Raw genomic sequence first — 25,381 nt, 5'->3', positions numbered from 1 at the left:
GTTTCGGACTCGACGCTTCTGTTCGTCACAAGCGCCCACTAAAGGTCCGAATGACACTAAGATCGACTCCGGAGGTTAAGGTGCCTATGACTCGAAGTGCGGACATCCGCGTCGCCGTCTCGACGGTGATCCTCACGCTGCGCCGCGGCGACGACGGTCCGCCCGTGCTCGCGCTCCCCCTCGTCCGCCGCACCCGCGAGCCGTTCGCGGAGCGATGGGCGCTCCCCGGCGGGTGGCTCACCCCCGAGGAGTCGCCGGTCGACGCCGCGGCCCGCACGCTCGCCGAGACGACCGGCCTCGCCCCCACCTACCTGGAGCAGCTCTACGCCTTCGGCGCCGTCGACCGCTCCCCCACGCGGGTCGTCTCGATCGTGTACTGGGCCCTGCTCCGCCAGGACGACGTCGAGGCCCAGATCGCCGCACACCAGGCCTCGGGTCGCGCGCCGGAGAACGTGGAGTGGTTCGCTGCCGACGACCTCCCCGCGCTCGCCTTCGATCATCACGAGATCATCGAGTACGCGCTCTGGCGGCTGCGCAACAAGGTCGGCTACAGCCGTGTGGCCCAGGGCTTCCTGCCCGCGGAGTTCACCCTCGCCGAACTACGCGAGGCGTACGAGTCGATCCTCGGACGCTCGCTCGATCCGGCCAACTTCCGGCGACAGGTGGAGACGGCGGGAAACCTCACCCGGACCGATCGCTTCCGCACCGGCAGCCACCGCCCCGCCCGCCTGTACCGCGATGACACCGATGTCGAGCTGGCCGACCGCGGCCCGCTCCGCCCCGAGGAAACGAGAACCCGATGAGCATCACCTTCGTCCCGACGCCCGCAGTCCCCTCGGCGGACCCGTCCGTCGACCATGCGATCCAGGCCATCGTCGGCGGGGCGTCCACCGACGCCACGTGCACCACCGACCTCGCCGTCGGACCGTGGGACTTCGACACGCGCCCCGGCTACGGCCCCGGCTCCTCCATGGGAGACGTCATCCCGACCGGAGCTCCTCGGCAGGGAGAGCTCCCGGCCGCCTACCGCGAGGCCGGCGAGGCGGAGCTCCACCGCCGCATCGAAGCCGCGAAAGCCACGCTCGGGGACCGGGTGGTGATCCTCGGGCACTTCTATCAGCGCGAGGAGGTCGTGACGCATGCGGACGAGGTGGGCGACTCGTTCCAGCTCGCCACCGCCGCCACGATGCGGCCGGACGCGGAGGCGATCGTCTTCTGCGGCGTGCACTTCATGGCCGAGACCGCCGACCTCCTGTCGCAGCCCGATCAGGCGGTGATCCTGCCGAACCTGGCCGCGGGCTGCTCGATGGCGGACATGGCCGACATCGACCAGGTGGAGGAATGCTGGGAGCAGCTCGCCGACGTGCTGGGCGATCTCGAGACCCCGGACGCCGACGGCCGCGTGCCGGTGATCCCCGTCACCTACATGAACTCCTCGGCGGCGATCAAGGGCTTCGTCGGGCGGCACGGCGGCATCGTGTGCACCTCGTCCAACGCCGCCACGGTGCTGGAGTGGGCCTTCGCCCGCGGCCGTCGGGTGCTCTTCTTCCCCGATCAGCACCTGGGCCGGAACACCGCGAAGGCCATGGGGGTGTCTCTCGACCGGATGCCGCTGTGGAACCCGCGGCGCGCGCTCGGCGGCTCGACGGCGGAGGATCTCGTCGACGCGCAGGTGATCCTCTGGCACGGTTTCTGCTCCGTGCACCGCCGCTTCACCGTGACGCAGATCGACCAGGCCCGCGCGGAGCACCCGGGGGTCCGCGTGATCGTGCACCCGGAGTGCCCGATGGAGGTCGTCGACGCGGCTGACGAGGCCGGCTCCACGGAGTACATCCGCCGCGCCATCGCCGAGGCCAGGGAGCCGACGACGTTCGCGGTCGGGACGGAGATCAACCTCGTGCGCCGCCTGGCCGCGCAGTACCCGCAGCACCGGATCTTCTGCCTCGACCCGGTCGTGTGCCCGTGCTCGACCATGTACCGCATCCACCCGGGCTACCTCGCGTGGGTCCTGGAGGAGCTGGTCGCCGGTCGCACACCGAACCGCATCACGGTCTCCGCCGATGTCGCCGACCCGGCTCGCCTCGCGCTCGAGCGGATGCTGGCCGCCAAGCCGCCGGTGCCCGCCGGGGCGCGATGAACGTCGTCGTCGTCGGCTCCGGCATCGCCGGGCTCACCGCCGCGCTGCACGCACACGAGGCCGGGCACACCGTGACGGTCGTGACGAAGGGCGGCCTCGGGGGCGGATGCACGCCTCTCGCGCAGGGCGGCGTGGCCGGCAGCTACGGGCCGGGAGATGGACCGGCCACTCACGCCGCCGACACGATCAGCGCGGGAGCGGGTCTGTGCAACCCAGCCGCCGTCGACGCCCTCGTGGCGGACGGCGCCGCCCGGATCGCCGAGCTCCTCGCCCGCGGGGTCGCCTTCGATCGCGCACCGGACGGCTCTCTCGCCCGCGGACGGGAGGCCGCGCACGCCCATGCCCGCATCCTGCACGCCGGAGGTGACGCCACCGGCGCCGCTATCTCCGCGGCGCTGTGCGCAGCGATTCAGCGCGCGTCCATCCCCGTCCGCGAGGGGACGACGCTCCTCGACCTCGTCGTCGAGGAGGGACGGGTCCGCGGGATCATGGTCCTCCGCGACGGGGACACGGCCGAGATCCGGGGCGACGCCGTGATCCTCGCGACCGGCGGGGCGGGACAGCTCTACGCGCATACGACCAATCCGCCGGAGGCAACGGGCGACGGCATCGCCGCGGCCCTGCGTGCCGGCGCCGCCGTCGCCGACCTGGAGTTCGTGCAGTTCCACCCGACCGCGCTTCCCGGCACCCCCGTCTTCCTCCTCTCCGAAGCCGTCCGCGGCGAGGGTGCCGTCCTCCGTGACCAGGAAGGCCGACGGTTCGTGTTCGACAGCCATCCCGACGGCGAGCTCGCGCCGAGGGACGTCGTCGCGCGGACCATCGCCCGACAGGCCGCCCGGCAGGGGGCGCCCGTGCACCTCGATGCGACGGCGCTGGGTGCGGACGCGCTCGCCCGCCGCTTCCCCACCATCGACCGGGTGACGCGTGCTCGCGGTTTCGACTGGTCCAGGGCGCCGCTGCCGGTGACCCCCGCCGCCCACTACCTCATGGGCGGCGTCGTCACCGATCGCCACGGACGGACCACGATCCCGGGGCTCTATGCCGTCGGCGAGACCGCCCGCACGGGGGTGCACGGAGCCAACAGGCTCGCCTCCAACTCCCTCCTCGAAGGCGCCGTGTTCGGAGCCAGGGCCGCCGCCGCGCTGGACCGACCGTGGTCCGCTGCCGGCGACATCACCCCGTGTCCGTCACCGACGGACTCGGCGGACGCGGATGTCGCGCCGGAGCCTCTCCCCGCGTTCGACCGCGCCGGGATGCAGCGGCTGCTGTGGGACGAGGTCGGCCTGCACCGGACCGGATCGGGCCTGCAGCGCGCGCTCCGGATCGTGCGCGGCTGGGCCGCCGAGACACCTCCCCCCTCCGACGCCCGCGCGCACGAGGACCGGAACCTGCTGCGGGTCGCCGAGGCCACCATCCGCGCCGCCCTGGCCCGCCCCGTCTCGGTCGGCGCCCACCACCGCGATGACCCCGCCCCCGCCGCGCCGACCCCGGCACACGCACCGATCCTGGAGACCGCCTGATGCTCACCCGCGCCACCCTGCACCGCGTCGTCGGAGCCGCACTCGAGGAGGACGCGCCGTGGGGCGACCTCACCAGCACCACCCTGCTCCCCGCGGAGACGACCGCCACGGCCGACCTCGTCGCCCGCGAGGACGGGGTCTTCAGCGGCGGCGAGGTCTTCGCCACCGCGTTCCTCCTCACCGATCCCGACGTCACGGTCGACCTGCACGTGGGCGACGGCGATGCCTTCACCGCCTCCGACGTGCTGGCCACCGTGACCGGACCGGCTCGCGCGGTCCTCACCGCCGAGCGCGTCGCCTTGAACTTCGTGCAGCGGATGTCGGGCGTCGCCACCCTCACGGCCGCCTACGTCCGCGAAGTCGAGGGAACGCGGGCGCGCATCGCCGACACCCGCAAGACCACGCCAGGACTGCGGGCGTTCGAGCGGCACGCCGTGGTGTCCGGCGGCGGCCGGAACCACCGATACTCCCTCTCCGACGCGGTCATGGCGAAGGACAACCACCTCGCGGTGCTCCAGCGATCCGGACTCGACCTCGCGACGGCTCTTCGCGAGGCGCTCTCGCGGCTGCCGCACACCGCCCACGTCGTCGTCGAGGTCGACCGTCTCGACCAGATCCCGGCGGTGCTCGACGGCGGTGCGCACACCGTGCTCCTGGACAACTTCTCCCTCGACGACCTGCGCGCCGGTGTGGCCCTCATCGGCGAGCGCGCCACCGTGGAGGCCTCGGGCGGCGTCGACCTGACCACCGTCCGCGCCATCGCCGAGACCGGGGTGGACGTCATCTCGGTCGGAGCCCTCACGCACTCCGCGCGGGCGCTGGACCTCGGACTCGACCTGCGGATCGACTGAGCCCGTGCTGTACCTCGACCACGCCGCGACGTCGCCGGTACGCCCCGAGGTGCGGGCGGCCATGGAGCCCTTCCTCACCGAGGTGTTCGGCAACCCCGCCAGCCATCACACCGCGGGCGAGACGGCGGCGCGCGCGCTGGAGGATGCCCGCACCAGGGTCGCCCGCATCTTCGGGGTGCGGGCGGGTGACGTCGTCTTCACAGGCGGCGGCACGGAGGCGAACAACCTCGCCGTGAAGGGCCTCGCCCTGGGAGCGCTCGCCTCCGGGCGGCAGCGGGTCGTGGTGTCCCCCATCGAGCACGAGTCGATCCGGGAGTCGGCGGCGTACCTCGCGCGGTTCCACGGGGTGACGGTGGCGATGCCCGCGGTCGAGGGAACCGGGCGGATCACGTCGGACGCCCTCGACACGGTGCTCACCGACGACACGGCCGTCGTGTCCGTCGGACACGCGAACAACGAGATCGGCACCGTCCAGGACATCGCGGCACTCCGTGAGGTCGTCCGCGCCCGCCGCGTGCCCCTCCATATCGACGCCGTGCAGTCGGCCGGCTGGCTGCCCCTGCACGAGCTGGATGCCGACGCCGTGTCGATCGCCGGGCACAAGCTCGGTGCTCCCAAGGGCACCGGGGCGCTCGTCGTCCGCGGTCGGCTCCCTCTGGAACCCCTCCTGCACGGCGGCGGCCAGGAGCGCGGACGGCGGTCCGGCACCGTCGACGTCGCGGGAGCGGTGGGCTTGGCGACGGCACTGGAGCTCGCCGAGCGGGAGCGTGAGCACGCGGCGCCGCGGGTGCGGGCCGCCACAGCGCGCTTCATCGCCGAGGTGACCCGACGGGTGCCCGACGCCGCGCTGACAGGGGATCCCGTGCACCGGCTCCCCGGCACCGCGAGCTTCACCATCTCCGGCGTGAGTGGCGAGGCGGTGCTGCTGGAGCTGGAGCGCCGCGGGGTGATCTCGTCCAGCGGCTCCGCCTGCGCGGCCGACAGCGATGAGCCCTCCCCCGTGCTGCTCGCGTGCGGCATCGCCCCCGCGGTCGCCCAGACGGCCGTGCGGTTCACGTTTGGGCGCGCGGCCCTCCCGGCGGACGCTCCCGAGCGCCTCGCCGCACTGGTCGCGGAGGCGGTCGACGCCGTCCGCGGCTGACGACGGCTCTAGACTCGGCGGAGTGACCGCCCCCACCCCGATCGTGACGCTGATCGTGCCAGGACGCGACATCGCCGCGTTCGCCCCCGCCGCTCTCGACTCCCTCCGCGCGCAGACGGACGAGCGGTGGCGTGCCATCCTCATCGACGACGGCTCCACCGACGACACGGGAGCGATCTTCGCCGACGCCGCCGCGAGGGATGCCCGCTTCACCGTGGTGCGGCATGAGGCTTCCATCGGGCTCGGCGCCGCGCGCAATGTCGGCCTCGCACGGGTCGACACGCCCTTCACGGGATTCCTCGACGCGGATGACGAGCTGATGCCGGACGCGCTGGCGACGCTCGTGGGCACGCTCGAGCGCACGGAGAGCGACTTCGCCGCCGGCGCCTACGTGCGGCTGCGCCCCGTGGGGCAAGGATATGTGCCCGGCCGCGTGCAGCCGTGGGTGGCCGCGGCGACGACTCCTGCCCGCCTCGGCACCACCCTCGCGGAGCACCCGCAGGCCGTGTCGAACATCGTCGCCTGGTCCAAGGTGAGCCGCACGGAGATGTGGTCCGATCTGCGGTTCCCGGAAGGGGTGGCCTACGAGGACCAGGTCGTCGCGCAGACGATGTACACCCGGGCACGCGCCTTCGACGTGCTGCCGGACGTCGTGGTGCGCTGGCGCGTCCGAGCGGACGGCACCTCGATCACCCAGAGCAAGGCGCGGCTCCCCGTGCTCCGCGACTACCTCGCCGCGCTCCGCGGCGGGATCCGCGTCCTGCAGGAGGCGGGCGCGCACGCCGCCGTGACCGCCCGGCTCGACCTCATCCTCGCGATGGACGTCGCTCCGCTCCGGGAGATCGCGGACACGCACCCCGACCCCGCCTACGCGGCGGAGGTCTCCGCGTTCCTGGCCGAGCTGCGCGCCCTTCCCGAGTTCGCCGACGCCCGCCCCGACCCCACCCTCGCCGACGCCCTCGCGTGGTGAGCCCCGCCCGAAGGACCCCCGCATGACCGACTACCTCTCCTCGCTGTTCGCGCTCGACGGCCGCACCGCGGTCGTTACCGGCGGCAGCTCGGGCATCGGCCGTGGCATCGCGACGGCGCTCGCCCGGGCCGGCGCGGCGACGGTGATCGTCGCCCGCGGCGCGGAGCGCATCGCCGAGACCGTCGAGGAGCTGAACGCCCAGGGGTGCCGGGCCGCGGGCGTCGTCGGCGATCTGAGCACCCGCGACGGCATCCACGAGGTCGCGGAGGCTGCGGCCGTCCCCTTCGGTGAGCCGGACATCCTCGTCAACTCCGCAGGCATCAACATCCGTCCGCCCTACGCCGAGATCACCGAGGCGGACTGGGACGTCACGATGACCGTCAATGCGCTCGCCCCGTTCCTCCTCGGTCAGCGCTGGGCGCAGGGCATGGCGGCGCGCGGGTACGGGCGACTGATCCACATCAGCTCGCAGCAGGCGCACCGCGCGTTCGTGGGCAGCGGGGTCTACGGCGCCTCCAAGGGAGCGGTCGAGTCGCTCATGCGCTCGGAGGCCGAGGCCTGGGGCGGCACCGGCGTGACGAGCAACACCCTCGTCCCGGGATTCGTCCTCACGCCCCTGAACGCCCGTCTGCAGAAGGACCCCGCCACGATCGCGGCCCTCGCGGCCCGCACGATGATCGGACGCAACGGCCTCCCCGAGGACTTCGCCGCAGCCGCGGTCTTCCTCGCCGGTCCGGGTTCGGCCTACGTCACGGGCCAGTCGCTGTTCATCGACGGCGGGCTCTCCGTGCACTGACCCTCGCGGTCGTCACCCGTCGGTCCGGCGCGGCCGGGCGTCGGTGCTCGATGCCGTCGGCAGCGGGACGCCCGTCGTCAGCGCCACGACGGCGTCGGCTGCGGCGGAGTCCTCCGGCTCGCGATCCGCACGGCGCGCGGCGAGGCCGGCCTCGACGCCCTCCTCGACACCGCCCCGGATCGCCGCCTCCTCCTCGGCCTCCGCTTCGATCTCCGCGTCGAGCACGCGGGACGCGGCCACCTGCTGCGCCGCCAGCTCAGCGTAGAGGCCCCTCTGCGCGAGCAGCTCGGCGTGGGTGCCGGATTCCACGATGCGCCCGGCCTCCAGCACGTGGATCACGTCCGCCCCCATGACCGTCGACAGGCGGTGCGCGATCGACAGGGTCGTGCGCCCCTTGGCCGCCTCGTCGAGGGCCTCCTGCACCACGCGCTCGGACACGGTGTCCAGGGCGGAGGTCGCCTCGTCGAGCAGGAGCACCGGCGGGTCCTTCAGCAGCACACGGGCGATCGCGATGCGCTGCTTCTCGCCCCCGGAGAGCCGATACCCGCGCTCCCCCACGACCGTGTCGTAGCCCTTCTCGAAGCCCGCGATGATGTGGTGGATGTTGGCCGCGGTGCAGGCGGCGACCAGCTCCTCGTCCGTCGCGTCGGGCTTCGCGTAGCGGAGGTTCTCCCGGATCGTCGCGTGGAACAGGTAGGTCTCCTGGGAGACGATGCCCACGTCGTCGATGATCGACTCCTGCGTGAGGGTGCGCACGTCGGCCCCTGCGAACAGCACCGCGCCGCCCTTGGCCTCGTACAGGCGCGGTGCGAGGTACAGGATCGTCGTCTTGCCCGCACCGGAGGGGCCGACGAAGGCGACGTGTTGCCCGGGCTCGGCCACGAAGGAAACCCCGTGCAGCGTGGGACGCGAGTCGGCCGCGGCGTCCGGATACCGGAACACGACGTCCTGGAACTCGATGCGTCCGCGCGGACCCGGTGCCCGCGCCACGGCGATCGCATCGGGGGCGTCGGTGATCTCGGGGACGAGGTCGAGGTACTCGAAGATGCGGGCGAACAGCGCGGACGAGGTCTGCAGATCGAGCGAGACCCTCATGAGCCCCATGAGCGGCATGAGCAGCCGCGCCTGCACCGTCGTGAAGGCCACGATCGTCCCCGCGGTGATCGCTCCCGTCCCGCCCGCGATGAGGTATCCGGAGACGAGGTAGATGACGGCAGGGACGCTGGCCATGATGACCTGGACGACCGCGAAGAAGCCCTGACCGCTCATGGCTCGGCGCACCTGGAGGCGCACCTGGTTGCGGTTCTCCTGCTGGTAGCGCTCGGACTCGGTGCGCTGCCGGTTGAACGCCTTGGAGAGCAGCATGCCCGAGACGCTCAGGGTCTCCTGGGTGATCGAGGTCAGCTCGGACAACGACTCCTGGGTCTCCCCCGCGATGCGGGCGCGCACCTGTCCCACGCGTCGCTGCACGAGCACGAGGAATGGCATGAGCACGACGGCGATGAGGGTGAGGCGCCAGTCGATGAGGATCATCGCGACGAGGGAGGCGATCACCGTGACGGCGTTGCCGAGGATGCTGGTGACGGTGTTCGTCAGCACGCCGGAGACGCCGCCGACGTCGTTCTGCAGCCGGGACTGGATCACGCCGGTCTTCGTGCGGGTGAAGAAGCCGAGCTCCATGGCCTGCAGGTGCTCGAACAGCCGCACCCGGAGGTCGCCCGTGACGCTGTTGCCGACCGTGGCGGTGAGCCAGGTCTGCGCGACGCCGAGGACCGCCGAGAAGAGGAAGAGGCCGACCATCGCCCCGACGAGCACGCCGAGCAGCGAGAGGTGGGGGCCGCCGCCGTCGACGGGGAACAGGGCGTCGTCGAAGATGCGCTGCACGAGGAGCGGCGGGATGACCGCGATGCCCGCGCCGAGCACCACGAGGACCCCGGTGAAGAGGATGCGCCACCGGTAGGCGCTGAACAGGGCGACGACCCGGGTGCCGAGTCCGTCGATCTTCGGAGCTTCCGCGTTGAGCCGACGCTGGGCGTCCTCGTCCACGCCGCGAAAACCGCCCCGCGGACCGCCGCCCATCCCGCCCATGCTCATGGCGCCAGCGTACTCACCCCCCACGACACCGGCTCCGCTGTCCCGACGTTCAGCGATATCCCAGATTTCGGAATGAAATGTCCGTCCGACCCGTTACGCTGAATGACTCTCGCGAACTCTCGCACCTTCCCCTTCTCTCCGATGCCCTGGAGGCCGCCCATGTCTGCCGTCGATACCGGCTCCATCACGACGCCCCCCGCATCGAGCGGGGGCATCCCCCGCAAGGACATGCGGGTCATCTGGCTGCTGCTCGTCGCCGCCTTCGTCGCCATCCTCAACGAGACGACGATGGGCATCGCGATCCCGCACCTGAACACCGACCTCGGCATCCCGCCCGAGCTCGGGCAGTGGCTGACGAGCGCGTTCATGCTCACCATGGCGGTGGTCATCCCGACCACCGGCTTCATCCTGCAGCGCTTCACGACGCGGCAGGTCTTCATCGCCGCGATGACGGCGTTCTCGCTCGGCACGCTCGTGGCTCTCGTCGCGCCCGGCTTCTCCGTGCTGCTCGTGGGCCGCGTGATCCAGGCGGCGGGCACCGGCATCATGATGCCGCTGCTGATGACGACGATCATGAACGTCGTGCCCGCGCAGTCGCGCGGCCGCATGATGGGCCGCGTCGGCCTCGTCATCTCGCTCGCGCCAGCCATCGGTCCGACGCTCGCCGGCGCCGTGCTCGACGCGTTCAACTGGCGCGCGCTGTTCGCGATCGTGCTGCCCATCGCCCTGATCTCGCTCGGCATGGGGGCGAAGTGGATGACCAACCTCGGCGAGACCCGTAAGGCTCCGCTGGACGTGCTCTCCATCCCGCTCGCGGCGCTCGGCTTCGGCGGCATCGTCTTCGGCCTCAGCCAGTTCGGCGGCGAGGGAGGTTCGGGTGGAACGACCGGCGTCATCGCCCTGGTCGTCGGCGCCGTCGCGCTCGCGCTGTTCGTCTGGCGGCAGCTCGTGCTGCAGCGGGTGGACGACGCGCTGCTCGACCTGCGTGTGTTCCGCTCGGCGAACTTCTCGCTGGCCGTCATCATCATGACGATCCTGGCGCTGTCGATGTTCGGCACCCTCACGCTGCTGCCGCAGTACCTGCAGAACGTCGCCGGACTCAGCGCCCTGGAGTCGGGCCTCATCCTGCTCCCCGGTTCGGTGCTGATGGGCCTCCTCGGCCCGATCATGGGTCGCGTGTACGACGCGAAGGGCACCCGACCGCTGCTCATCCCCGGCACGATCCTCGTCTCGGCCTCGCTCTTCTTCTACTCGACGGTCGGCGAGCACACCGTGTGGTGGCTGCTGATCATCGTGCAGGCGGCCATGTCGGTCGGCCTCGCGATGTCGTTCACGCCGCTGTTCTCCTCGTCGCTGGGGTCGCTGCACCGCTCGCTGTACTCGCACGGCTCCGCGGTGCTGAACACGCTGCAGCAGGTCGGCGGCGCGGCCGGCGTCGCGCTGCTCACGGTCACGTACTCGGCCATCCTGCACGCCGGCGAGGACGAGGGCCTGTCGCGGGCGGTGGCGGGTGCCCCGGGTGCGCGGACGGCGTTCCTCATCGCGGCGATCATCTCGCTCGCGGCGGTCGCCCTCAGCCCGCTGGTGCGCAAGCCCGCCGACGACATCGGCGACGCGGCGCACCGCGGTCACTGACCGCGCAGAGACACCGACGGCGTCTGCTGCTCACCGCTCCTTGGGGGCGGGGAGGTGGCAGACGCCGTTGCTGCAGTAGCCGGCGGCATCGCCGTCGAGCAGCTCGATCGCACCCGGCAGCGGCTGCAGCCCGAGCGGCGCGTCCTGCCCGGTGTTCTCCTGCTTCGATTCGGTCATCCCTCGATCGTACGCCTGCCAGGAGCACCGGGCGCCGCACGCTCTTCTCTGCGACCTCGGAGCGGCGTATCGTTCCCGGCGAGGGGGTGCGCACCCTCGTCCCGCGCCCCCGGAGCCGAGGAGGCGCCATGATCATCCACCCTCCCGAGCGGGCCACCGCGACCGGCCACGTCGCCGCGATGTACGAGAGCGACCTCGCCGACGACGGCATCGTGTTCGCACACACCAGGGCCATGGCCGTGAACCCCGAAGCCCACGCCGCCTTCGAGGCGCTCGTCCGTGCGGTCGTCCCGTCCATCGGCGTCCGTGTGTACGAGGCGGCGACCCTCGGGGCGGCGCGGGCCCTCGGATCCGCGCACTGCCTGCTCGCCCACGGCCGCCGCTCCCTCCGCGCCGGAGTCGTCGACGAGGAAGGGCTCGCCGCCTTCGCCGCCGGGGACGACCGCGGTTTCACGGAGCAGGAGCAGGCCGTGATCCGCTTCGCCGCGCGCCTGTCGACCGATCCGTCGGCGATGACCGACGCGGATTCGCAGGAGCTGCGCGAGGCGGGGTTCAGCGATCGGCAGATCGTGGACGTCACCCTGGCGGCGGCGGCACGCAACTACTTCAGCAGGGCACTGCTCGCGCTCGCCGTCCCCGTCGAGGACGTCCCCGGGTTGGACTCCGCCCTCACCGCGGCGCTCACCCACGCCACGGCGACCACGCCGACAGGCGATCGAAAGGCCGCTCCCCTTAATCTGGACGGATGCTCCGACGATTCCTCGCCCGCGTGTACTGGGCCGTCAGCCGGTGGACCCTCGTCGCCGACGCCGCCCCCACGCGTCCGACCGTCCTGATCGGCGCTCCGCACACCTCGAACTGGGACTTCGTGCTCATGCTCGCGATCGCCTGGCGCCTGGGCATCGAGGTGCACTGGCTGGGCAAGAAGAGCCTGTTCCGCGGCTGGCGCGGCCCGATCATGCGCGGCCTCGGCGGCATCGCCGTCGACCGGGCGGATCCGGCGCGCGTCGTCGGCGAGGTCGTGGAGCAGGTGCACGCCGGGACCGTGTTCGGCCTCGTCGTCACCCCCGACGGCACCCGCGGCGGCAACGAGTACTGGAAGAGCGGCTTCTACCGCATCGCGCGTGCCACCGGCATGCCGGTCACCCTCGGCTTCGTCGACCGCCACACGATGACGACCGGCCTCGGGCCGACCCTCGACCTCACGGGCGACGTGGCCGCCGACATGGACCGGATCCGCGCGTTCTACGCAGACAAGCACGGTGTGCGCCCCGAGCGGCGCACGGAGCCGCGGCTGCGCGAGGAGACGGCCGCGCGGCCGGAGGACTGACCCCTCAGTCCGCTTCGGGGGCGTGCTCCCGGGCGTACGCGAGGTCGTCGTCGGACAGCGACTCGATCATCCCGACCACCGCTCCGGTGATCTCCCGGATCTCCTCGCGGACGTCCTCGTCGAGGTGTCGCGAGCCACTGCCGATGACCGCTCGGCGCGCATCGTCGGACAGCTCGGGCCACCATTCGTCGATCGGGGGCAGCGTCATCCGGGGTCCTTTCCTGAGGCCTGTCCGCCGGGCCGTGCAAGGTCCTGGACAGCGGCGGATCGTGCCCACGAGACTATCGCCATGAGAGCAGAACCCCGTGGCGCCGCGGACGAGCGTGACGACCGCGACGACGGCCGCGACGAGACCCCGAACGAGCGCGCGGACCGCAACTGGGAAGAGCTGCTGCAGGAACTCCGGGTGATGCAGACCGGCACGCAGATCCTCACCGGCTTCCTCCTCGCGGTGGCGTTCCAGCCGCGCTTCACCGACATGGACGAGTTCCAGCGCGACCTGTACGTCGTGCTCGTGGCGCTCGCCGCTCTCGCCACCATCCTCGCCCTCGCCCCCGTCGGCATCCACCGCGCCCTGTTCGGCAGCCGGCTGAAGCCGGAGCTCGTCCGGACGGCGGCGCGCCTGGTGAAGATCGACCTCTTCGTGATCGGGGCCCTCACGATCGGCGTCACGACGCTCATCGTCGACTTCACGGTCAGCAGGACCGCCGGGATCATCGCGCTCGTCGCGTCCCTCGTGCTCGTGCTCGGACTTTGGATGGCGTTGCCCGGCCTGCTGCGGCGCGCCCGGTCGCGGGTGCGGGCACACGAAGGACCGCCGCCCCCGTCGGCGTGAGCGCGACGAGGGCGGCGGTCGGACGGCGGGGCGTCAGCGGCCGGCGGGGCTGCGGTTCTCCGCGCTCACCATCCAGGCGAACTGCTCCAGTCGCTCGATCACGGCGTGCAGCAGATCAGCGGACGTCGGATCCTCCTCATCGACGGCATCGTGCACGTCGCGGATCGTCCCCACCGCGGCCTCCAGGCGCGCGGTGACGAGGTCGATGGTCTCCGTCGTGGACACCTCACCGGTCGGGAACTCCGGCAGCGTGGTCGTCTTCGCGATCGTGGCGCTGCGTCCGTCGGGGACGGCATGCAGGGCCCGCATGCGCTCCGCGATGGTGTCGCTGAACGTCCGGGCGTCCTCGATGATCTCGTCGAGCTGACGGTGGGTGTCGCGGAAGTTCCGTCCGACGACATTCCAATGCGCCTGCTTGCCCTGCAGCGAGAGCTCGATCAGATCGACGAGCACGGCCTGCAGGTTCGCCGCGAGGGTCGGGGATGCCGTGAACCCCTTCTCCGCATTCTGCTGGCGCGTGGTCTTGACGCCGGCCTTCGCCGCCCCGTCCTTGCTGTTGGAGCTGCTGGTCTTCTTGGACTTCGTGTCTGCCATGGTGTGACCTCCTCCCGGCACGGTAGCCCGCAGCACGGCCCGTTCCGAGGGGGTTGACACCCGCCGGTCGCACCCCTGAACGTGAGGGAGGCGACAGGGCCATCGAGAAAGGCGGAACAGTGGGAACAGCAGCACAGGAGGATCGGCCCGAGGTGGTCATCGCCCCTCTGACGGCGGCGGATGCCGGCGAGGTGCTCACGATCCAACGGGCGGCCTTCGTGTCGGAGGCGGCGATCTACGGGAGCGTCGACATGCCGCCGCTGACCCAGACGCTCGCCGAGATGGAGGCCGAGCTCACCACGGAGCGCGGTCTCGGCGCCCGGATCGGCGGTCGTCTGGTCGGGGCCATCCGGTTCGTCGAGGACGACGACCTGCTCCTGATCGGACGGATCGCGATCGCCCCCGACATGCAGGGCGAGGGCATCGGCCGGAAGCTCCTCGACGCGGCGGAGCAGGCCTCCGACGCCCGCGAGGCCGAGCTGTTCACCGGAAGCCTCAGCGAGGCGAACATCCGGCTGTACGAGTCCTGCGGCTACGAAGAGCGCGAACGGATCCCACAGGGCGACGGCACCGACCAGGTCTTCCTCCGCAAGCGGCTGCGAGGTTAAGGGCAGCGCCCCGCTCCGCGCAAGGGGGTCGAAGGGATCCAGACGATAGGGAATCGTGGTCCGGACATGCCGCGACCGCGTCATGCCCCAACCGGAAAGGAGAGCTCGTGCTCACCCTCACCGACAACGCCACCGCCATCGTGTCGACCCTCGTGAGTCGGCAGAACGACGCGCCGGCCGCCGGGCTGCGCATCCACACCGCCGAGGCGCAGGACGAGTCGGGCGCGGCCCGGCTCGCCGTCGCCGTGACCGCCGACCCGGAGCCCGCCGATCAGGTCGTCGAGCTGTCGGGCGCGCGCCTGTTCCTCGACGAGGCCGCCGCCTCCGCGCTCGACGACAAGATCCTCGACGCGGGCGTCGACGACGAGGGCTCCGTGTCCTTCGCCGTGCTCCCTCAGGTCGCCTGAGACCTCAGACTTCGAACGCCGCGGCCTCCCCGGCCGCGGCGTTCGTCCGTCTCCGGACACGGACCGATAACGAGTACCGCGCCGGCGTCAGCGCCGGCCCCGAACGCTCTAGCATCGGGACCATGCGACGACCCTCTTCTCTCCTTCTCGCCCTCGCCGCCACCGCGCTCGCCGTGACGGCCTGTGCTCCCGCGAACTCGGCCGAGCCGTCCGCGTCCCCTCGTCCTTCGGAGACCTCCAGCGCATCGCCGACGCCGACGGAGACCACGTCCGCGCAGATCGTCGTGTCGCTGGACGGCTTGACGGTCACCGGCGCGGAGGAGCGGAGCGCCGACTACACGGATTCCGCCGCCCTTCTCGAGCTCCTCCAGGAGGTCACCGGCGAGCTTCCCGAGGCGGAGGGCGTGGAGATCTTCCCCGGCGAGCCCTCCACACTGAAGGCGTACGACTGGGGAGGTCTGCGCGTCCTGGCGGACAGCACGGGCGAGGCCCCGGCCAGCGTCTCCGTCACGGCCGCCGAGGTCGCGGGTCTCCCGGTCGTCACGGAGGACGGATTCCGCGTCGGCAGCACGCGCACCGAGCTCCGCGCCGCCGACGCCTGGGCGCTGACGGATGCGGAGGACCCGGCGACCGCGAACGAGCTCGGGCTCGGCGGGCGCGAGGTCCCCGATACGGAGTCCCTGACCCGCCCCGGCTCCACCGGGATCGTCTACACGATGTTCGTACTCGACGGCGACACCGTCACGCAGATCATGGTCCCCTCGAACGACTTCAGCGACCTCTGACCCGCGACGTCACCCTCAGTCCCAGTCCAGGTACTCCTCGAGCACGACGGCCGTCTCGATGGGGTGCGTCATCGGGAAGAGGTGATCCCCGCCCTCGACGACCTTGATGCTGGCGCGCTCCGGAGCCGTGACGCGCAGGCTCTCGGCGTTCGCGGGCGGGGTGACCTCGTCGGCCGTCCCCTGGATCAGCAGCACCGGGATTACCGGGGCGAGGGGCGTCTCCACGTCTTCCACGCCGAGCAGTGCGAGACCGTTCACGCGCTCCGGATGAGCCAGCGCGAACGACCGGGCGATCGTGCCGCCGAAGCCGTGTCCGCCGATCCACGTGTCGCCGAGGCCGATGTGGTCGATGACGGCGAGCGCGTCCGCGACGCGGTCCTCGATCGAGGTGTCGGCGTCATCCGCGCGATGGCCGATCCGCACGACGTGGAATCCGGCCTCCTCGGCCAGGTAGTGACCGACCACTCCGAGCACGTCGGCGGCCAGGCCGCGCTCCTGGATGAGCACGAGCTTGACCGGCCCGTCACCCTCGTCGACGAAGGGGATGGCGCGGCCCTCGGGCTCGAAGATCTGGGTGTCGGTCATCGGCGTCGTTCTCCTCAAGCCGTCGGTGTCAGGTTCGCAGGCGTCGTCCGCACCGGGCTCCTGCGACCGGGCACCGGGCGGTGGCGCCTGCGTCCAGCGTAGCCCGCCGGGGGACGAGCCTCCTCCTCGCATCCCCCGGCGGAGTCATCAGGCGGCGGCGAGCTCGCGCCACAGATGCGCGAGAGTCGCGGCGCCGCGAATGAGCATGCGCAGATCGATGCTCTCGTCGCTCGCATGCCAGTGATCCTCGGGCAGCCCCGCGCCCAGGAACACGACCGGCGAACCGAGTTCGCGGGACAGCAGCTCGGCCGGCCCTCCCCCGGCATTGCCCATCCTCCCCTGGACCGAGGAACGCTCCGATCGCGTCCTCCGCGGCTGCCGTCCGATCCCCATGCCCACAGCATGCCCGCTACGCCGCCGAGGAGGGCGGGGGTTGACGGCGCCGCCGCCGACCGGCTAACACCGGCGCGGCGGCTAGGCACCGGACGCCGTGTACGCGCGCAAGCTGCAAGAGGTGCTCGGCGGTCAGTACGGCGAGATCACCGTCGCGCTGCAGTATCAGTTCCAAGCATGGAACATGCACATCCCCGGCAAGTACCGCGACCTGGTCTTCGGTATCGGAGCCGAGGAGATGGGCCACGTCGAGATGCTCGCGGTCATGATCGCGCAGCTCCTCGAGAAGTCCCCGCTCGGCATCACGGAGGACGCCGTGCAGGACGACCCGACGGTCGCCGCGATCGTCGGCGGCACGGATGTGCAGCAGGGCATCGTCGCCGGTGCCGGCGCCCGCCCGGTCGACAGCAACGGCAACCCGTGGCAGGGCTCGTACATCACCGCGAGCGGTAACCTCCTCGCCGACTTCATGGCCAACGCGAACGCCGAGATGCAGGGCCGGGTGCAAGTCGCCCGGCTGTACCACATGACCGACGATCACGGCGTGCGGGATCTGCTGAGCTTCCTGCTGGCGCGCGACACCATGCACCAGAACCAGTGGCTCGCCGCTGCCGAGGAACTGAAGGCCGAGGGCGCCGAGAAGCTGCCCGTGCCCAGCAACTTCCCGCTTTCGAAGGAGCACCGCGACGTGTCGTACCAGTACCTCAACTTCAGCGACGGTCCTGCTGCCGCCGAAGGCACCTGGGCATCGGGTCCGACGCCGGACGGGCACGGCGAGTTCAGCTACCACGAGGGCCCGACGACCACGGCCGAGATGCCTCCGCCCACCCACCCCGATGCGCGCTTCTACGGCACCACCGAGCTGCCGAACGTCGTGGATAAGGTGGCCGGCGCCGCGCAGGACGCGCTCCACAAGGAGTGAGCAGACCCACCGGTGCCCCGGAACGGGCGGCCGCCGCGCCCCGGCGCACAGCGACCGCCCTACCGGACCCGGTCCGCGCGACGCAACGCCCTCGCGCCCCTTCGACGGGATCGATAGCGTCGAGGCCCACGGTCTCCGGCAGAAGGGAACTCCATGCTCCTCGGCATCCTCACCTCCTCCTCGGACAGGCGCCTCGGGGCCGGGGCGCGCCGATGACGGCGCAGTTCACCATCGAACCCTGGGCCGTCGGCATCGAGAGCGTCGACACGGCCCATCTCGCGCAGGAGGAGTCCGTCTTCGGTCTCTCCAACGGCCACATCGGCTGGCGGGGCAATCTCGACGAGGGCGATCCCCGGGGTGTCGCCGGCAGCTACCTCAACGGCGTGTTCGAGGAACACCCGATGCCGCATGCCGAGGACGGCTACGGGTACCCCGAGACGGGGCAGACGGTGATCAACGTCCCGAACGGGCAGCTCATCCGCCTGCTGGTCGGCGACGAGCCGTTCGACATCGAGCACGGGACCGTCCATGCGCACACCCGCCGCCTCGATCTCCGCGAAGGCACCCTCCATCGGGAGGTGGACTGGGAGTCCGCGGAGGGACGTCGGGTGCGCATCAGTTCGACCCGTCTGGTCTCCCTGGAACACCGGTCGCTGGCCGCCGTGCGCTACCGCGTGCAGGCGCTCGACGCTCCGCTCGCGGTCACCGTGCTGTCCGAGGTGCTCGCGAACGAGCCGCTCCCCGTGACGCACGACGACCCGCGCGTGCAGGAGCTCCTCGCCCGTCCGCTGGAAGCCGTCGCGGCAGCGGAGCGCGGCGCGCGGAGCACGCTTCTCCACCGCACCCGGCGCAGCGGTCTGCGTGTGGCGGTGAGCGCGGACCATGCGGTGCGGGTCTCGGGCGAGGCGGCGCCGGAGGTGACGACGGAGGTCGACGACGACCTGGCGCGCACGCGCATCCGCGTCGACCTCGCCCCCGGCGAGGAGCTCGAGATCGTCAAGCTCGTGGGACACGAGTGGTCGGCGTCCCTCGCACCGCAGACGCTGCGTGACCGCGCGGAGGAGGCCGTGGAGGAAGCGGCTCGCTTGGGGTGGGACGTTCTGGTGGCGGGACAGCGTGCCGTCCTCGATCGCTACTGGGAGTGCGGCGACGTCCGTATCGACGGCGATGCCCGGCTGCAGCAGGCGGTGCGCTTCGCGCTGTTCCAGGTGTTCCAGGCATCGGCGAGAGCCGAAGCCCGATCGGTCCCCGGCAAAGGCCTCACCGGCTCCGGCTACGAGGGCCATACCTTCTGGGACTTCGAGGCGTTCGTGCTCCCCGTGCTCACCTCGACCGCTCCGGATGCCGCGCTCCAGGCGCTGCGCTGGCGGCACGCGACGCTCGATCACGCCAGGGAGCGGGCGCGCACGCTCGGCCTGCGCGGCGCGTCCTTCGCCTGGCGCACGATCGACGGTCGGGAGAGCTCCGGATACTGGCCCGCGAGTACGGCCGCCTTCCACATCAACGCGGCCGTGGCGGGCGCCGTCATGCACTACGTCCGGACGACGGGCGACCAGGACTTCGAGCGGGAGGCGGGCACGGAGATCCTCGTCGAGACGGCTCGTCTGTGGGCGTCCCTCGGGCGGTGGGACGAGACCGGCGGCTTCCACATCGACGGTGTCACCGGTCCGGACGAGTACACCGCCGTGGTCGACGACAATGTCTACACCAACCTCTCCGCCCGCCGGAACCTCCGCGGAGCGGTGGCAGCCGTCCGGAGGCATCCGGACGTCGCCGCCCGCCTCGGCGTGGACGACGACGAGCTCTCCGCGTGGGCCGCCGCCGCCGCCGGCATGACCGTGCTCTACGACGAGGAGCGGAAGGTGCACCCGCAGTCGGCGGGATTCACCGCGCACGCCCGGTGGGACTTCGACGCCACCGGCCCCGACGACTATCCGCTGCACAGTCACTTCCCCTACTTCGACCTCTATCGCAAGCAGGTGCTGAAGCAGGCCGACCTCGTGCTGGCGCTCTACACCGCGCACGAGGAGTTCACGTGGGAGGAGAAGGCCAGGGCGTTCGCCTACTACGACGCCCTCACCGTGCGTGACTCCTCGCTCTCCGCGGCCGCGCAGGCCGTGATCGCCGCCGAGGTGGGTCATCTCGAGCTCGCATCGGCGTACCTCGCGGAGCTCGCGGCCCTCGACCTGGACGATCTCCACGGCAACACGGACGAGGGACTGCACATCGCGGCCCTCGCCGGCATCTGGACGGGAGTCACGGCCGGCTACGGCGGCATGCGGGAGGGAGACGACGGCCTGTCCTTCCGGCCGCAGCTCCCCGACGGGGTGACCCGTCTCGCGTTCGGGGTGCGGCTGCACGGCTGCATCCTGCACGTCGACATCACGCCGGCGGAGACGACCTACCGGCTGAGCGCTGGCGAACCGGTGACGATCCGGCACGCGGGCGAGGAGCTCGTCCTGCACGCCGGCGTTCCGTCGAAACTGCCGACGCCGGACCGCGTCGAGCCGATCACCCCGGCCCCGGTGCCGCCGCGCTGGCGGGAGCCGGGACGACCGCGCGCCGGCGACTGAGGCGGCGTTCGGTGCGTGTGCCATATCGAGGCGGGTCAGCGCAAGGCCCGGGGCGATGTCGGCCGCCCGCCGTAGGGTGGAGCCGTGCCTGATTCCCCCCACCCCGCATCGGATGTCCTCTGGGCGTGCGTCGAGGACGGCTTCCATGTCGGAAGCCGTGGCGGAGACTTCCTCGGCTACGTCGACCGTCAGCCCGACGGCCGCTTCGCCGCGTTCTCCGCGTCCGCGCAGCCGCTCGGTCTGCACGCCACGTTGAGCGACGCGACCACGGAGGTCGTCGCCCACGCCGGCCCCTCAGAGGGCGACGCCGCCCTCGGCGCTTCGGAGCTGGTGCAGGGGTGACGGCGGCCAGGGCCGACGGGCTGCTCCGCCTCGTCTACACCAGCACGGCGGCGCAGCCGTTCCGTGAGACCGCTCTGGAGCAGCTCCTCGAGCAGTGCCGCCGGTCGAACACGGCCCGCGACATCACGGGCCTCCTCCTCTTCCGCCAGGGACGCTTCCTCCAGGTCCTCGAAGGACCGGTCGAGGCCGTGCGCCGACTCGTCGACACGATCGCCGACGATCCACGACACCGCGCGATGCGCATCCTGCTGGAGACGCCGATCACGGCCCGGCTCTTCTCCGACTGGTCGATGGGCTACCGGTCGTTCCGCACGGCGAGCACCGCCGCCCCCACGGGCTTCCGCGACTCCTTCGACGACCTCGTCGACGGCGCGGACGCCTCCACGATGGAGCGCGCCCTGTTCGAGCTCACCCTGTGGTTCCGCACACGCTCCGGCGCTGCGGTTCCGATTCCGGCCGCGAGCGACGAGGGTTCCTCCCTCCGGGTATGAGCGGGCCCGTGGGCGGACCGGAGCCGTCGCTCATCCAGCAGCGCATGGCGCTGGAACGGCGGCGGAACTGGGGCGTCTACGCGATCGTGTTCTCCTCGGTGATGACGGTCGGCTGGACGGTCGCGTTCCTCCTCGATGCGCCCGCCGGGTTGTGGCGCGTCCTCAGCATCATCGTGTTCACCGCCGGGATCATCGTCGGTATCGTCGAGACCCACCGCGCGAGGCGCGCGCTCCGTGCGTTCGAGGATCGCCATGGGCCGGACGCGGGTGTACGGCACTAGCGAGTCGGTCGCGCCTCGCGGTCGCGGATAAGGCTGTGCAGTCGGCGCCGGTCTCCTTTTCGGCGCGCCCGGGGAGTCCTCACGCTCCGGAAAGCCGCGCCAACGCACGCATACCCGCGCTGAAGTGATCGATTTCCAGAGATCGAAGGCGAGAAGCTTTCCATCGGGCAGGTCATCAAGTATTACGTGAACGTCGAGGGTGGCGTCCACCTTGCTAAGCCAAGAGAGCCTGCGGAGGAACCACTGAGCCGCACGGCACCCGTGCTCTTGGGAATCGTCACCGGCCCGATTGAGGTCCTCGCGCGCACGTCCTCCTGGGTCTCAATAAGACTCAAAACGATGCCATAGAATCCATCCATGATTCCGCAGAAAGCCCTCGACGAGACCACTCTGCTCGAACAGCGGGCCCTGTGGCGACGACAAGGAGCAACGTTTCCCGCACTTCATGGCGGCAAGCGCGCCTGGGTCGGACTCGTACTTGAGCTTGTGGATCAAGTCGATGCCGGTGCGGCCACGGCAATGGAAGCCCGTCCCGATCTCAGCGCCGACGTCTTCGGCCACAAGACCAGCATCGGAGCACCGGCAACGACCGCGCCGCTCACCTGGGGCGAGTACGGCAGATTCCTCAAGTCGGCTGGTCTCGCCCAAATCGGAGACGGGATGCTCACCCTTACGTCGGCAGGCGCAGAGTTCAAGCTTGGCAGGACTGCTCCAGCGGGCCATGACCGCAACTAACGAAACCTTCGCACTGCTCGAACGCGGATTTCCCGACGGAGCTGAAGCCCGCATGCGGACCGCCGTGGAGCTCGGCGTGATCGCGGCGTTCATCGAACGAAGCAGCACGGAGATTGCACGACGATTCGAGGCAAGTCACCATGTGGAGATGTGGCGCCGGAAGGAGGACGGTCATATTCGAGGCCTTGCTGACGAGGGTTCCCAGACAATAGACAGGCAGTATCAGCGCGTCATCCGGCAACATTGCGGCTCAATGTCCAAACCATACGGCTGGGCATCGCCCGCCTTCGACGACCGTCGCGTGACCTACGCAGACATGAGCAGAGCGTACGGAAACGACGATGCAAGCTCCCGCTTTTCGAACGCCAGTCACCACGTCCACGCCTCGCACAGTGGATCTGTGAAGTCAGCAGTCGCGGACTCGTCGGGTGTCTTCCTCCATGGCCCAAGACCTGTGGGGTTCTACATGCCGGCGTATGAGTGCCTGGATAGCATGAATCAGAGCGCCACGGCCTTCCTGATGGCCGTCATGAGCTCGAGGCGGCACGTAGAAATTGTCTACTGGACGGAGTTGCTCCACTACACGATGAAAGAAGCCCAACTGCAGATCACGTTCGCGCAAGCCATGGTTGACCCCGAGTGGGCACGTCGGACGATGGCCAAATTGCCGGAGCTGGAAATCGACAATATCTTGCGTCGAAACTAATCTCAAGCGTCCACCCTCGGACTATGTTGTCCGCGCCACTCGGGTCATGTCGTCCGGGACTCAGTTGTTGAAGCGGAACTCCACCGCGTTACGTCACCGATAGGCGTTTGGTTCGGAGCCTTGAATGTGCGCCAACCAACCATTAACTCACCCACGACGGCGGCGTGATCGCATTCGTGTTTAGCCATGCTCGCTCACTCGCGTCGTCGTAGAGCACGACGCGGGCTCTCTCGCCGAGCAAACCCAGGACGTCCGCGTCATTCCGAAATCCCGCAGCGGTCGCAAACTTCTCGCGCAGTTCGGGGGCGGTCAAAGCACTATCCCCGGAGCCACGGCGCCAGTAAAGGATAAGGTCTGCATTCTCGTTATCGCGCATTCCGTCGATGATGGCTCTCCACCACCATCGGTCTGTTTCTCCCAGTGAGCAACCAAAGATGATGAACAAGTCAGTAGCTGGAAACAGCCCGCCGTACTTGACCTTGTTCTGCGCCCAGTACGGTTTCGATAGCTTCTGCGCGCGCTTCGGTGCCTCGTCTATGCCGAAAAGCAGCGATCGCGGGATGGACTGTATCCCATGCGGGTGGACAACATCAGATACCAAGTAGGACACCATATGGAAAGACTTATTCTCCGGGTGAAACTCCGGGTGCGCCTCGGAATACGGGTGTCCAAGCGGATTCGGATGGAAATTGATGTTGCGATCCGACCATTTGTAAGGATGCGGATCGAACTGCATCTGATCGAGATAGACGAAATCATCCAGGAGCGTGGTGTAGTTGAAGTTCACGAACTTGAAGTTCAACAAGTCACCTATGTTGATGCGCCGGGGAAGCCGCATCTTGTAGTACTCCTCCGAATCGCTGATGTCTCCTAGGAACTCGGTGAAGCTGACCATACTGGAGTTGTTTGAAACGGCCCGCTCGCCAAGTTGAGCAAGGAGGTCTGGAGTCACAACCTGGTCCAGAAAGGTAGAGAACTCCCGTTGCACGTCTTTAAGATCGTCGGCAATGGCGCGAGGGTCAACTCGATCCACGTTGAGCAAGCCCTCAATTGCTGACTCAATGTCGCTCCAGTTCTCAGCGGTGCCGCGCAAGCTCTCCATTCGCTCGAGAATCTTGTTCTCGCCGTCGAACTTCCGGTACTTCAGATAGTGGTAAAACGACTCGTAGCGGGTGTCGGTCAGAGAGCCAAGTCCGGACAACGCCTGAATGTCGAACCCGTTTCCAACCAGCGCCATGACGTTGTATTGGTTCTGCACGTCGTCGAAACGACCTCGATAGTCTTCGTAGCTCATTGCGACATCAATATCTCACAAAGCTGTCGCCACGCTCAACCGAACTTGTTCGAGATCGAGCGAAACCAGGTCAAGAGCCCGAGACTCGAACTCAGTTGTTGAAGCGGAACTCCACGACGTCGCCGTCCTGCATGACGTAGTCCTTGCCCTCGAGGCGCGCCTTGCCCTTGGCGCGGGCCTCCTGCACAGATCCGGTCTCCACGAGGTCGTCGAACGACACGATCTCGGCCTTGATGAAGCCCTTCTCGAAATCGGTGTGGATGACGCCGGCGGCCTGCGGGGCCTTCGATCCCTTGGGGATGGTCCAGGCGCGGGCCTCCTTGGGGCCGGCGGTGAGGTAGGTCTGCAGACCGAGGGTGTCGAAGCCGATGCGGGCGAGCTGGTCGAGACCCGACTCGTCCTGCCCTGTCGAGGCGAGGAGCTCGGCGGCGTCCTCGGGGTCGAGGTCCTTGAGCTCGGACTCGATCTTCGCGTCGAGGAAGATCGCCTGCGCCGGCGCGACGAGGGCGGCGAGCTCGGCCTTGCGGGCGTCGTCGGTCAGCACGGACTCGTCGACGTTGAAGACGAAGATGACGGGCTTGACGGTCAGGAGCCCGAGTTCGCGGATCGGCTCGAGGTCGAGGCCGCTCGTTGAGAGCAGGATCCCGCGCTCCAGGGCGTCCTTGGCGGCCTTCGCGGCTTCGAGGACCGACGGGTCGATCTTCTTGCCGCGGACATCCTTCTCGTACCGAGTGATCGCCTTCTCGACGGTCTGCAGGTCGGCGAGCATGAGCTCGGCGTTGATGGTCTCCATGTCCGACGCCGGATTCACGGCCCCGTCCACGTGCACCACGTCGTCGTCGGAGAACCCGCGCACCACCTGGGCGATCGCGTCGGCCTCTCGGATGTTCGCGAGGAACTGGTTGCCCAGCCCCTCCCCCTCGCTCGCCCCGCGCACGATGCCGGCGATGTCGACGAACGACACGGCGGCGGGCAGGATGCGCTCGCTCCCGAAGATCTCCGCGAGCTTCTGGAGCCGCGGGTCGGGCAGGTTCACCACGCCGACGTTCGGCTCGATCGTCGCGAACGGGTAGTTCGCCGCGAGCACGTCGTTCTTGGTGAGAGCGTTGAAGAGGGTGGACTTGCCGACGTTGGGCAGGCCGACGATTCCTATGGATAAGTTAGGCATGGCTCTATGAG

General features: G+C 70.0%; 29 protein-coding genes. 21 read left to right on the top strand and 8 right to left on the bottom strand.

Features of this window, described 5'->3' with window-relative positions; all coding sequences use genetic code 11:
* The first annotated feature begins 86 nt into the window (after window positions 1-86).
* Genes WFJ36_RS01465 through WFJ36_RS01435 form a run of 7 tightly spaced genes read left to right on the top strand, consistent with a single transcriptional unit; the run spans window position 87 to window position 7,415 of the window.
* Complete coding sequence (locus WFJ36_RS01465; protein WP_071328191.1) at window positions 87-803, top strand: NUDIX hydrolase; 717 nt, start codon at window positions 87-89, stop codon at window positions 801-803.
* Window positions 800-2,137 (top strand): quinolinate synthase NadA, encoded by a 1,338-nt coding sequence (gene nadA, locus WFJ36_RS01460; protein WP_336642503.1) that lies wholly within the window; start codon window positions 800-802, stop codon window positions 2,135-2,137. Before WFJ36_RS01465 ends, nadA begins: the two co-directional genes overlap by 4 nt.
* Window positions 2,134-3,657, top strand: coding sequence for an L-aspartate oxidase (gene nadB / locus WFJ36_RS01455; protein WP_336642502.1), 1,524 nt, complete (start codon window positions 2,134-2,136; stop codon window positions 3,655-3,657). The genes nadA and nadB overlap by 4 nt, the downstream gene beginning before the upstream one ends.
* Entirely contained in the window at window positions 3,657-4,508 is an 852-nt protein-coding gene (gene nadC / locus WFJ36_RS01450; RefSeq protein WP_336642501.1) for a carboxylating nicotinate-nucleotide diphosphorylase, read from the top strand. The genes nadB and nadC overlap by 1 nt, the downstream gene beginning before the upstream one ends.
* Window positions 4,509-4,512: 4 nt before the next feature.
* A complete protein-coding gene (locus WFJ36_RS01445; protein ID WP_336642500.1) occupies window positions 4,513-5,649 on the top strand; it encodes a cysteine desulfurase family protein in 1,137 nt (378 codons plus the stop codon).
* Window positions 5,650-5,671: 22 nt separating this feature from the next.
* A complete protein-coding gene (locus tag WFJ36_RS01440; RefSeq protein WP_292789848.1) occupies window positions 5,672-6,619 on the top strand; it encodes a glycosyltransferase family 2 protein in 948 nt (315 codons plus the stop codon).
* A 22-nt stretch (window positions 6,620-6,641) separates the two neighbouring features.
* Window positions 6,642-7,415 carry an SDR family NAD(P)-dependent oxidoreductase gene (locus tag WFJ36_RS01435; protein ID WP_336642499.1) on the top strand — a complete coding sequence of 258 codons (774 nt, stop codon included), beginning with the start codon at window positions 6,642-6,644 and terminating at the stop codon, window positions 7,413-7,415.
* A 12-nt stretch (window positions 7,416-7,427) separates the two neighbouring features.
* Here the strand turns inward: WFJ36_RS01435 and WFJ36_RS01430 are convergent, their stop codons facing one another.
* On the bottom strand, window positions 7,428-9,503 hold the full coding sequence (locus WFJ36_RS01430) for an ABC transporter ATP-binding protein (protein WP_336642958.1): 2,076 nt from the start codon (window positions 9,501-9,503) through the stop codon (window positions 7,428-7,430).
* Window positions 9,504-9,668: 165 nt separating this feature from the next.
* On the opposite strand from WFJ36_RS01430, the gene WFJ36_RS01425 reads away from it, so the two are divergent.
* A complete protein-coding gene (locus tag WFJ36_RS01425) occupies window positions 9,669-11,144 on the top strand; it encodes an MDR family MFS transporter (RefSeq protein WP_336642498.1) in 1,476 nt (491 codons plus the stop codon).
* A gap of 30 nt (window positions 11,145-11,174) precedes the next feature.
* Here the strand turns inward: WFJ36_RS01425 and WFJ36_RS01420 are convergent, their stop codons facing one another.
* Window positions 11,175-11,321, bottom strand: coding sequence for a hypothetical protein (locus WFJ36_RS01420; protein WP_336642497.1), 147 nt, complete (start codon window positions 11,319-11,321; stop codon window positions 11,175-11,177).
* A 128-nt stretch (window positions 11,322-11,449) separates the two neighbouring features.
* Here WFJ36_RS01420 and WFJ36_RS01415 point away from each other — a divergent pair, with 128 nt between their 5' ends.
* Window positions 11,450-12,157: a carboxymuconolactone decarboxylase family protein gene (locus WFJ36_RS01415; protein ID WP_336642496.1), complete on the top strand. Its 708-nt coding sequence runs from the start codon at window positions 11,450-11,452 to the stop codon at window positions 12,155-12,157.
* On the top strand, window positions 12,067-12,651 hold the full coding sequence (locus WFJ36_RS01410; protein WP_336642495.1) for a 1-acyl-sn-glycerol-3-phosphate acyltransferase: 585 nt from the start codon (window positions 12,067-12,069) through the stop codon (window positions 12,649-12,651). Before WFJ36_RS01415 ends, WFJ36_RS01410 begins: the two co-directional genes overlap by 91 nt.
* Window positions 12,652-12,655: 4 nt before the next feature.
* Here the strand turns inward: WFJ36_RS01410 and WFJ36_RS01405 are convergent, their stop codons facing one another.
* Complete coding sequence (locus tag WFJ36_RS01405; RefSeq protein ID WP_336642494.1) at window positions 12,656-12,859, bottom strand: hypothetical protein; 204 nt, start codon at window positions 12,857-12,859, stop codon at window positions 12,656-12,658.
* Between the two features lie 81 nt (window positions 12,860-12,940).
* On the opposite strand from WFJ36_RS01405, the gene WFJ36_RS01400 reads away from it, so the two are divergent.
* Window positions 12,941-13,486, top strand: a complete 546-nt coding sequence (locus WFJ36_RS01400) for a DUF6328 family protein (protein ID WP_336642493.1) — start codon at window positions 12,941-12,943, stop codon at window positions 13,484-13,486.
* A gap of 33 nt (window positions 13,487-13,519) precedes the next feature.
* Here WFJ36_RS01400 and WFJ36_RS01395 read toward each other — a convergent pair whose 3' ends face one another.
* On the bottom strand, window positions 13,520-14,080 hold the full coding sequence (locus WFJ36_RS01395) for a Dps family protein (RefSeq protein ID WP_071328179.1): 561 nt from the start codon (window positions 14,078-14,080) through the stop codon (window positions 13,520-13,522).
* A gap of 119 nt (window positions 14,081-14,199) precedes the next feature.
* On the opposite strand from WFJ36_RS01395, the gene WFJ36_RS01390 reads away from it, so the two are divergent.
* The 3 genes from WFJ36_RS01390 to WFJ36_RS01380 all read left to right on the top strand — a co-directional run bounded on the left by WFJ36_RS01390 (window position 14,200) and on the right by WFJ36_RS01380 (window position 15,880).
* A complete protein-coding gene (locus tag WFJ36_RS01390) occupies window positions 14,200-14,688 on the top strand; it encodes a GNAT family N-acetyltransferase (RefSeq protein ID WP_177173793.1) in 489 nt (162 codons plus the stop codon).
* 107 nt (window positions 14,689-14,795) lie between these two features.
* A complete protein-coding gene (locus tag WFJ36_RS01385) occupies window positions 14,796-15,095 on the top strand; it encodes a Fe-S cluster assembly protein HesB (protein WP_336642492.1) in 300 nt (99 codons plus the stop codon).
* Window positions 15,096-15,217: 122 nt separating this feature from the next.
* Complete coding sequence (locus WFJ36_RS01380) at window positions 15,218-15,880, top strand: hypothetical protein (RefSeq protein WP_336642491.1); 663 nt, start codon at window positions 15,218-15,220, stop codon at window positions 15,878-15,880.
* A 15-nt stretch (window positions 15,881-15,895) separates the two neighbouring features.
* On the opposite strand, the gene WFJ36_RS01375 is transcribed toward WFJ36_RS01380, so the two are convergent.
* Both WFJ36_RS01375 and WFJ36_RS01370 read right to left on the bottom strand, forming a co-directional pair.
* The gene (locus tag WFJ36_RS01375) at window positions 15,896-16,465 is read right to left on the bottom strand and encodes an alpha/beta fold hydrolase (protein ID WP_071328175.1); all 570 of its coding nucleotides are present in this window, start codon (window positions 16,463-16,465) and stop codon (window positions 15,896-15,898) included.
* A 147-nt stretch (window positions 16,466-16,612) separates the two neighbouring features.
* Window positions 16,613-16,798: a hypothetical protein gene (locus WFJ36_RS01370; protein ID WP_071328174.1), complete on the bottom strand. Its 186-nt coding sequence runs from the start codon at window positions 16,796-16,798 to the stop codon at window positions 16,613-16,615.
* A gap of 157 nt (window positions 16,799-16,955) precedes the next feature.
* Here WFJ36_RS01370 and WFJ36_RS01365 point away from each other — a divergent pair, with 157 nt between their 5' ends.
* The 7 genes from WFJ36_RS01365 to WFJ36_RS01335 all read left to right on the top strand — a co-directional run bounded on the left by WFJ36_RS01365 (window position 16,956) and on the right by WFJ36_RS01335 (window position 22,908).
* Entirely contained in the window at window positions 16,956-17,780 is an 825-nt protein-coding gene (locus WFJ36_RS01365; protein WP_336642490.1) for a manganese catalase family protein, read from the top strand.
* Window positions 17,781-17,992: 212 nt separating this feature from the next.
* Window positions 17,993-20,353: a glycoside hydrolase family 65 protein gene (locus WFJ36_RS01360; protein WP_336642489.1), complete on the top strand. Its 2,361-nt coding sequence runs from the start codon at window positions 17,993-17,995 to the stop codon at window positions 20,351-20,353.
* An 84-nt stretch (window positions 20,354-20,437) separates the two neighbouring features.
* Window positions 20,438-20,695 (top strand): hypothetical protein, encoded by a 258-nt coding sequence (locus WFJ36_RS01355; RefSeq protein ID WP_292787606.1) that lies wholly within the window; start codon window positions 20,438-20,440, stop codon window positions 20,693-20,695.
* Window positions 20,692-21,186: a BLUF domain-containing protein gene (locus tag WFJ36_RS01350; RefSeq protein WP_336642488.1), complete on the top strand. Its 495-nt coding sequence runs from the start codon at window positions 20,692-20,694 to the stop codon at window positions 21,184-21,186. Before WFJ36_RS01355 ends, WFJ36_RS01350 begins: the two co-directional genes overlap by 4 nt.
* On the top strand, window positions 21,183-21,467 hold the full coding sequence (locus WFJ36_RS01345; RefSeq protein ID WP_292787610.1) for a hypothetical protein: 285 nt from the start codon (window positions 21,183-21,185) through the stop codon (window positions 21,465-21,467). The genes WFJ36_RS01350 and WFJ36_RS01345 overlap by 4 nt, the downstream gene beginning before the upstream one ends.
* Window positions 21,468-21,824: 357 nt before the next feature.
* The gene (locus WFJ36_RS01340; RefSeq protein ID WP_143049253.1) at window positions 21,825-22,202 is read left to right on the top strand and encodes a hypothetical protein; all 378 of its coding nucleotides are present in this window, start codon (window positions 21,825-21,827) and stop codon (window positions 22,200-22,202) included.
* A complete protein-coding gene (locus tag WFJ36_RS01335) occupies window positions 22,165-22,908 on the top strand; it encodes a DUF5677 domain-containing protein (RefSeq protein ID WP_336642487.1) in 744 nt (247 codons plus the stop codon). Before WFJ36_RS01340 ends, WFJ36_RS01335 begins: the two co-directional genes overlap by 38 nt.
* Window positions 22,909-23,050: 142 nt before the next feature.
* Here WFJ36_RS01335 and WFJ36_RS01330 read toward each other — a convergent pair whose 3' ends face one another.
* Window positions 23,051-24,202, bottom strand: a complete 1,152-nt coding sequence (locus tag WFJ36_RS01330; protein ID WP_292789028.1) for an AbiH family protein — start codon at window positions 24,200-24,202, stop codon at window positions 23,051-23,053.
* Between the two features lie 91 nt (window positions 24,203-24,293).
* Complete coding sequence (ychF, locus tag WFJ36_RS01325; protein WP_071328168.1) at window positions 24,294-25,370, bottom strand: redox-regulated ATPase YchF; 1,077 nt, start codon at window positions 25,368-25,370, stop codon at window positions 24,294-24,296.
* Between the last annotated feature and the right edge of the window lie 11 nt (window positions 25,371-25,381).

The organism is Microbacterium sp. MMO-113 (assembly GCF_037148555.1).
In the GTDB taxonomy this organism is placed as follows: domain Bacteria; phylum Actinomycetota; class Actinomycetes; order Actinomycetales; family Microbacteriaceae; genus Microbacterium.
The sequence above is the reverse complement of the archived record's forward strand: the minus strand, read 5'-3'. Positions and strand labels throughout refer to the sequence as shown.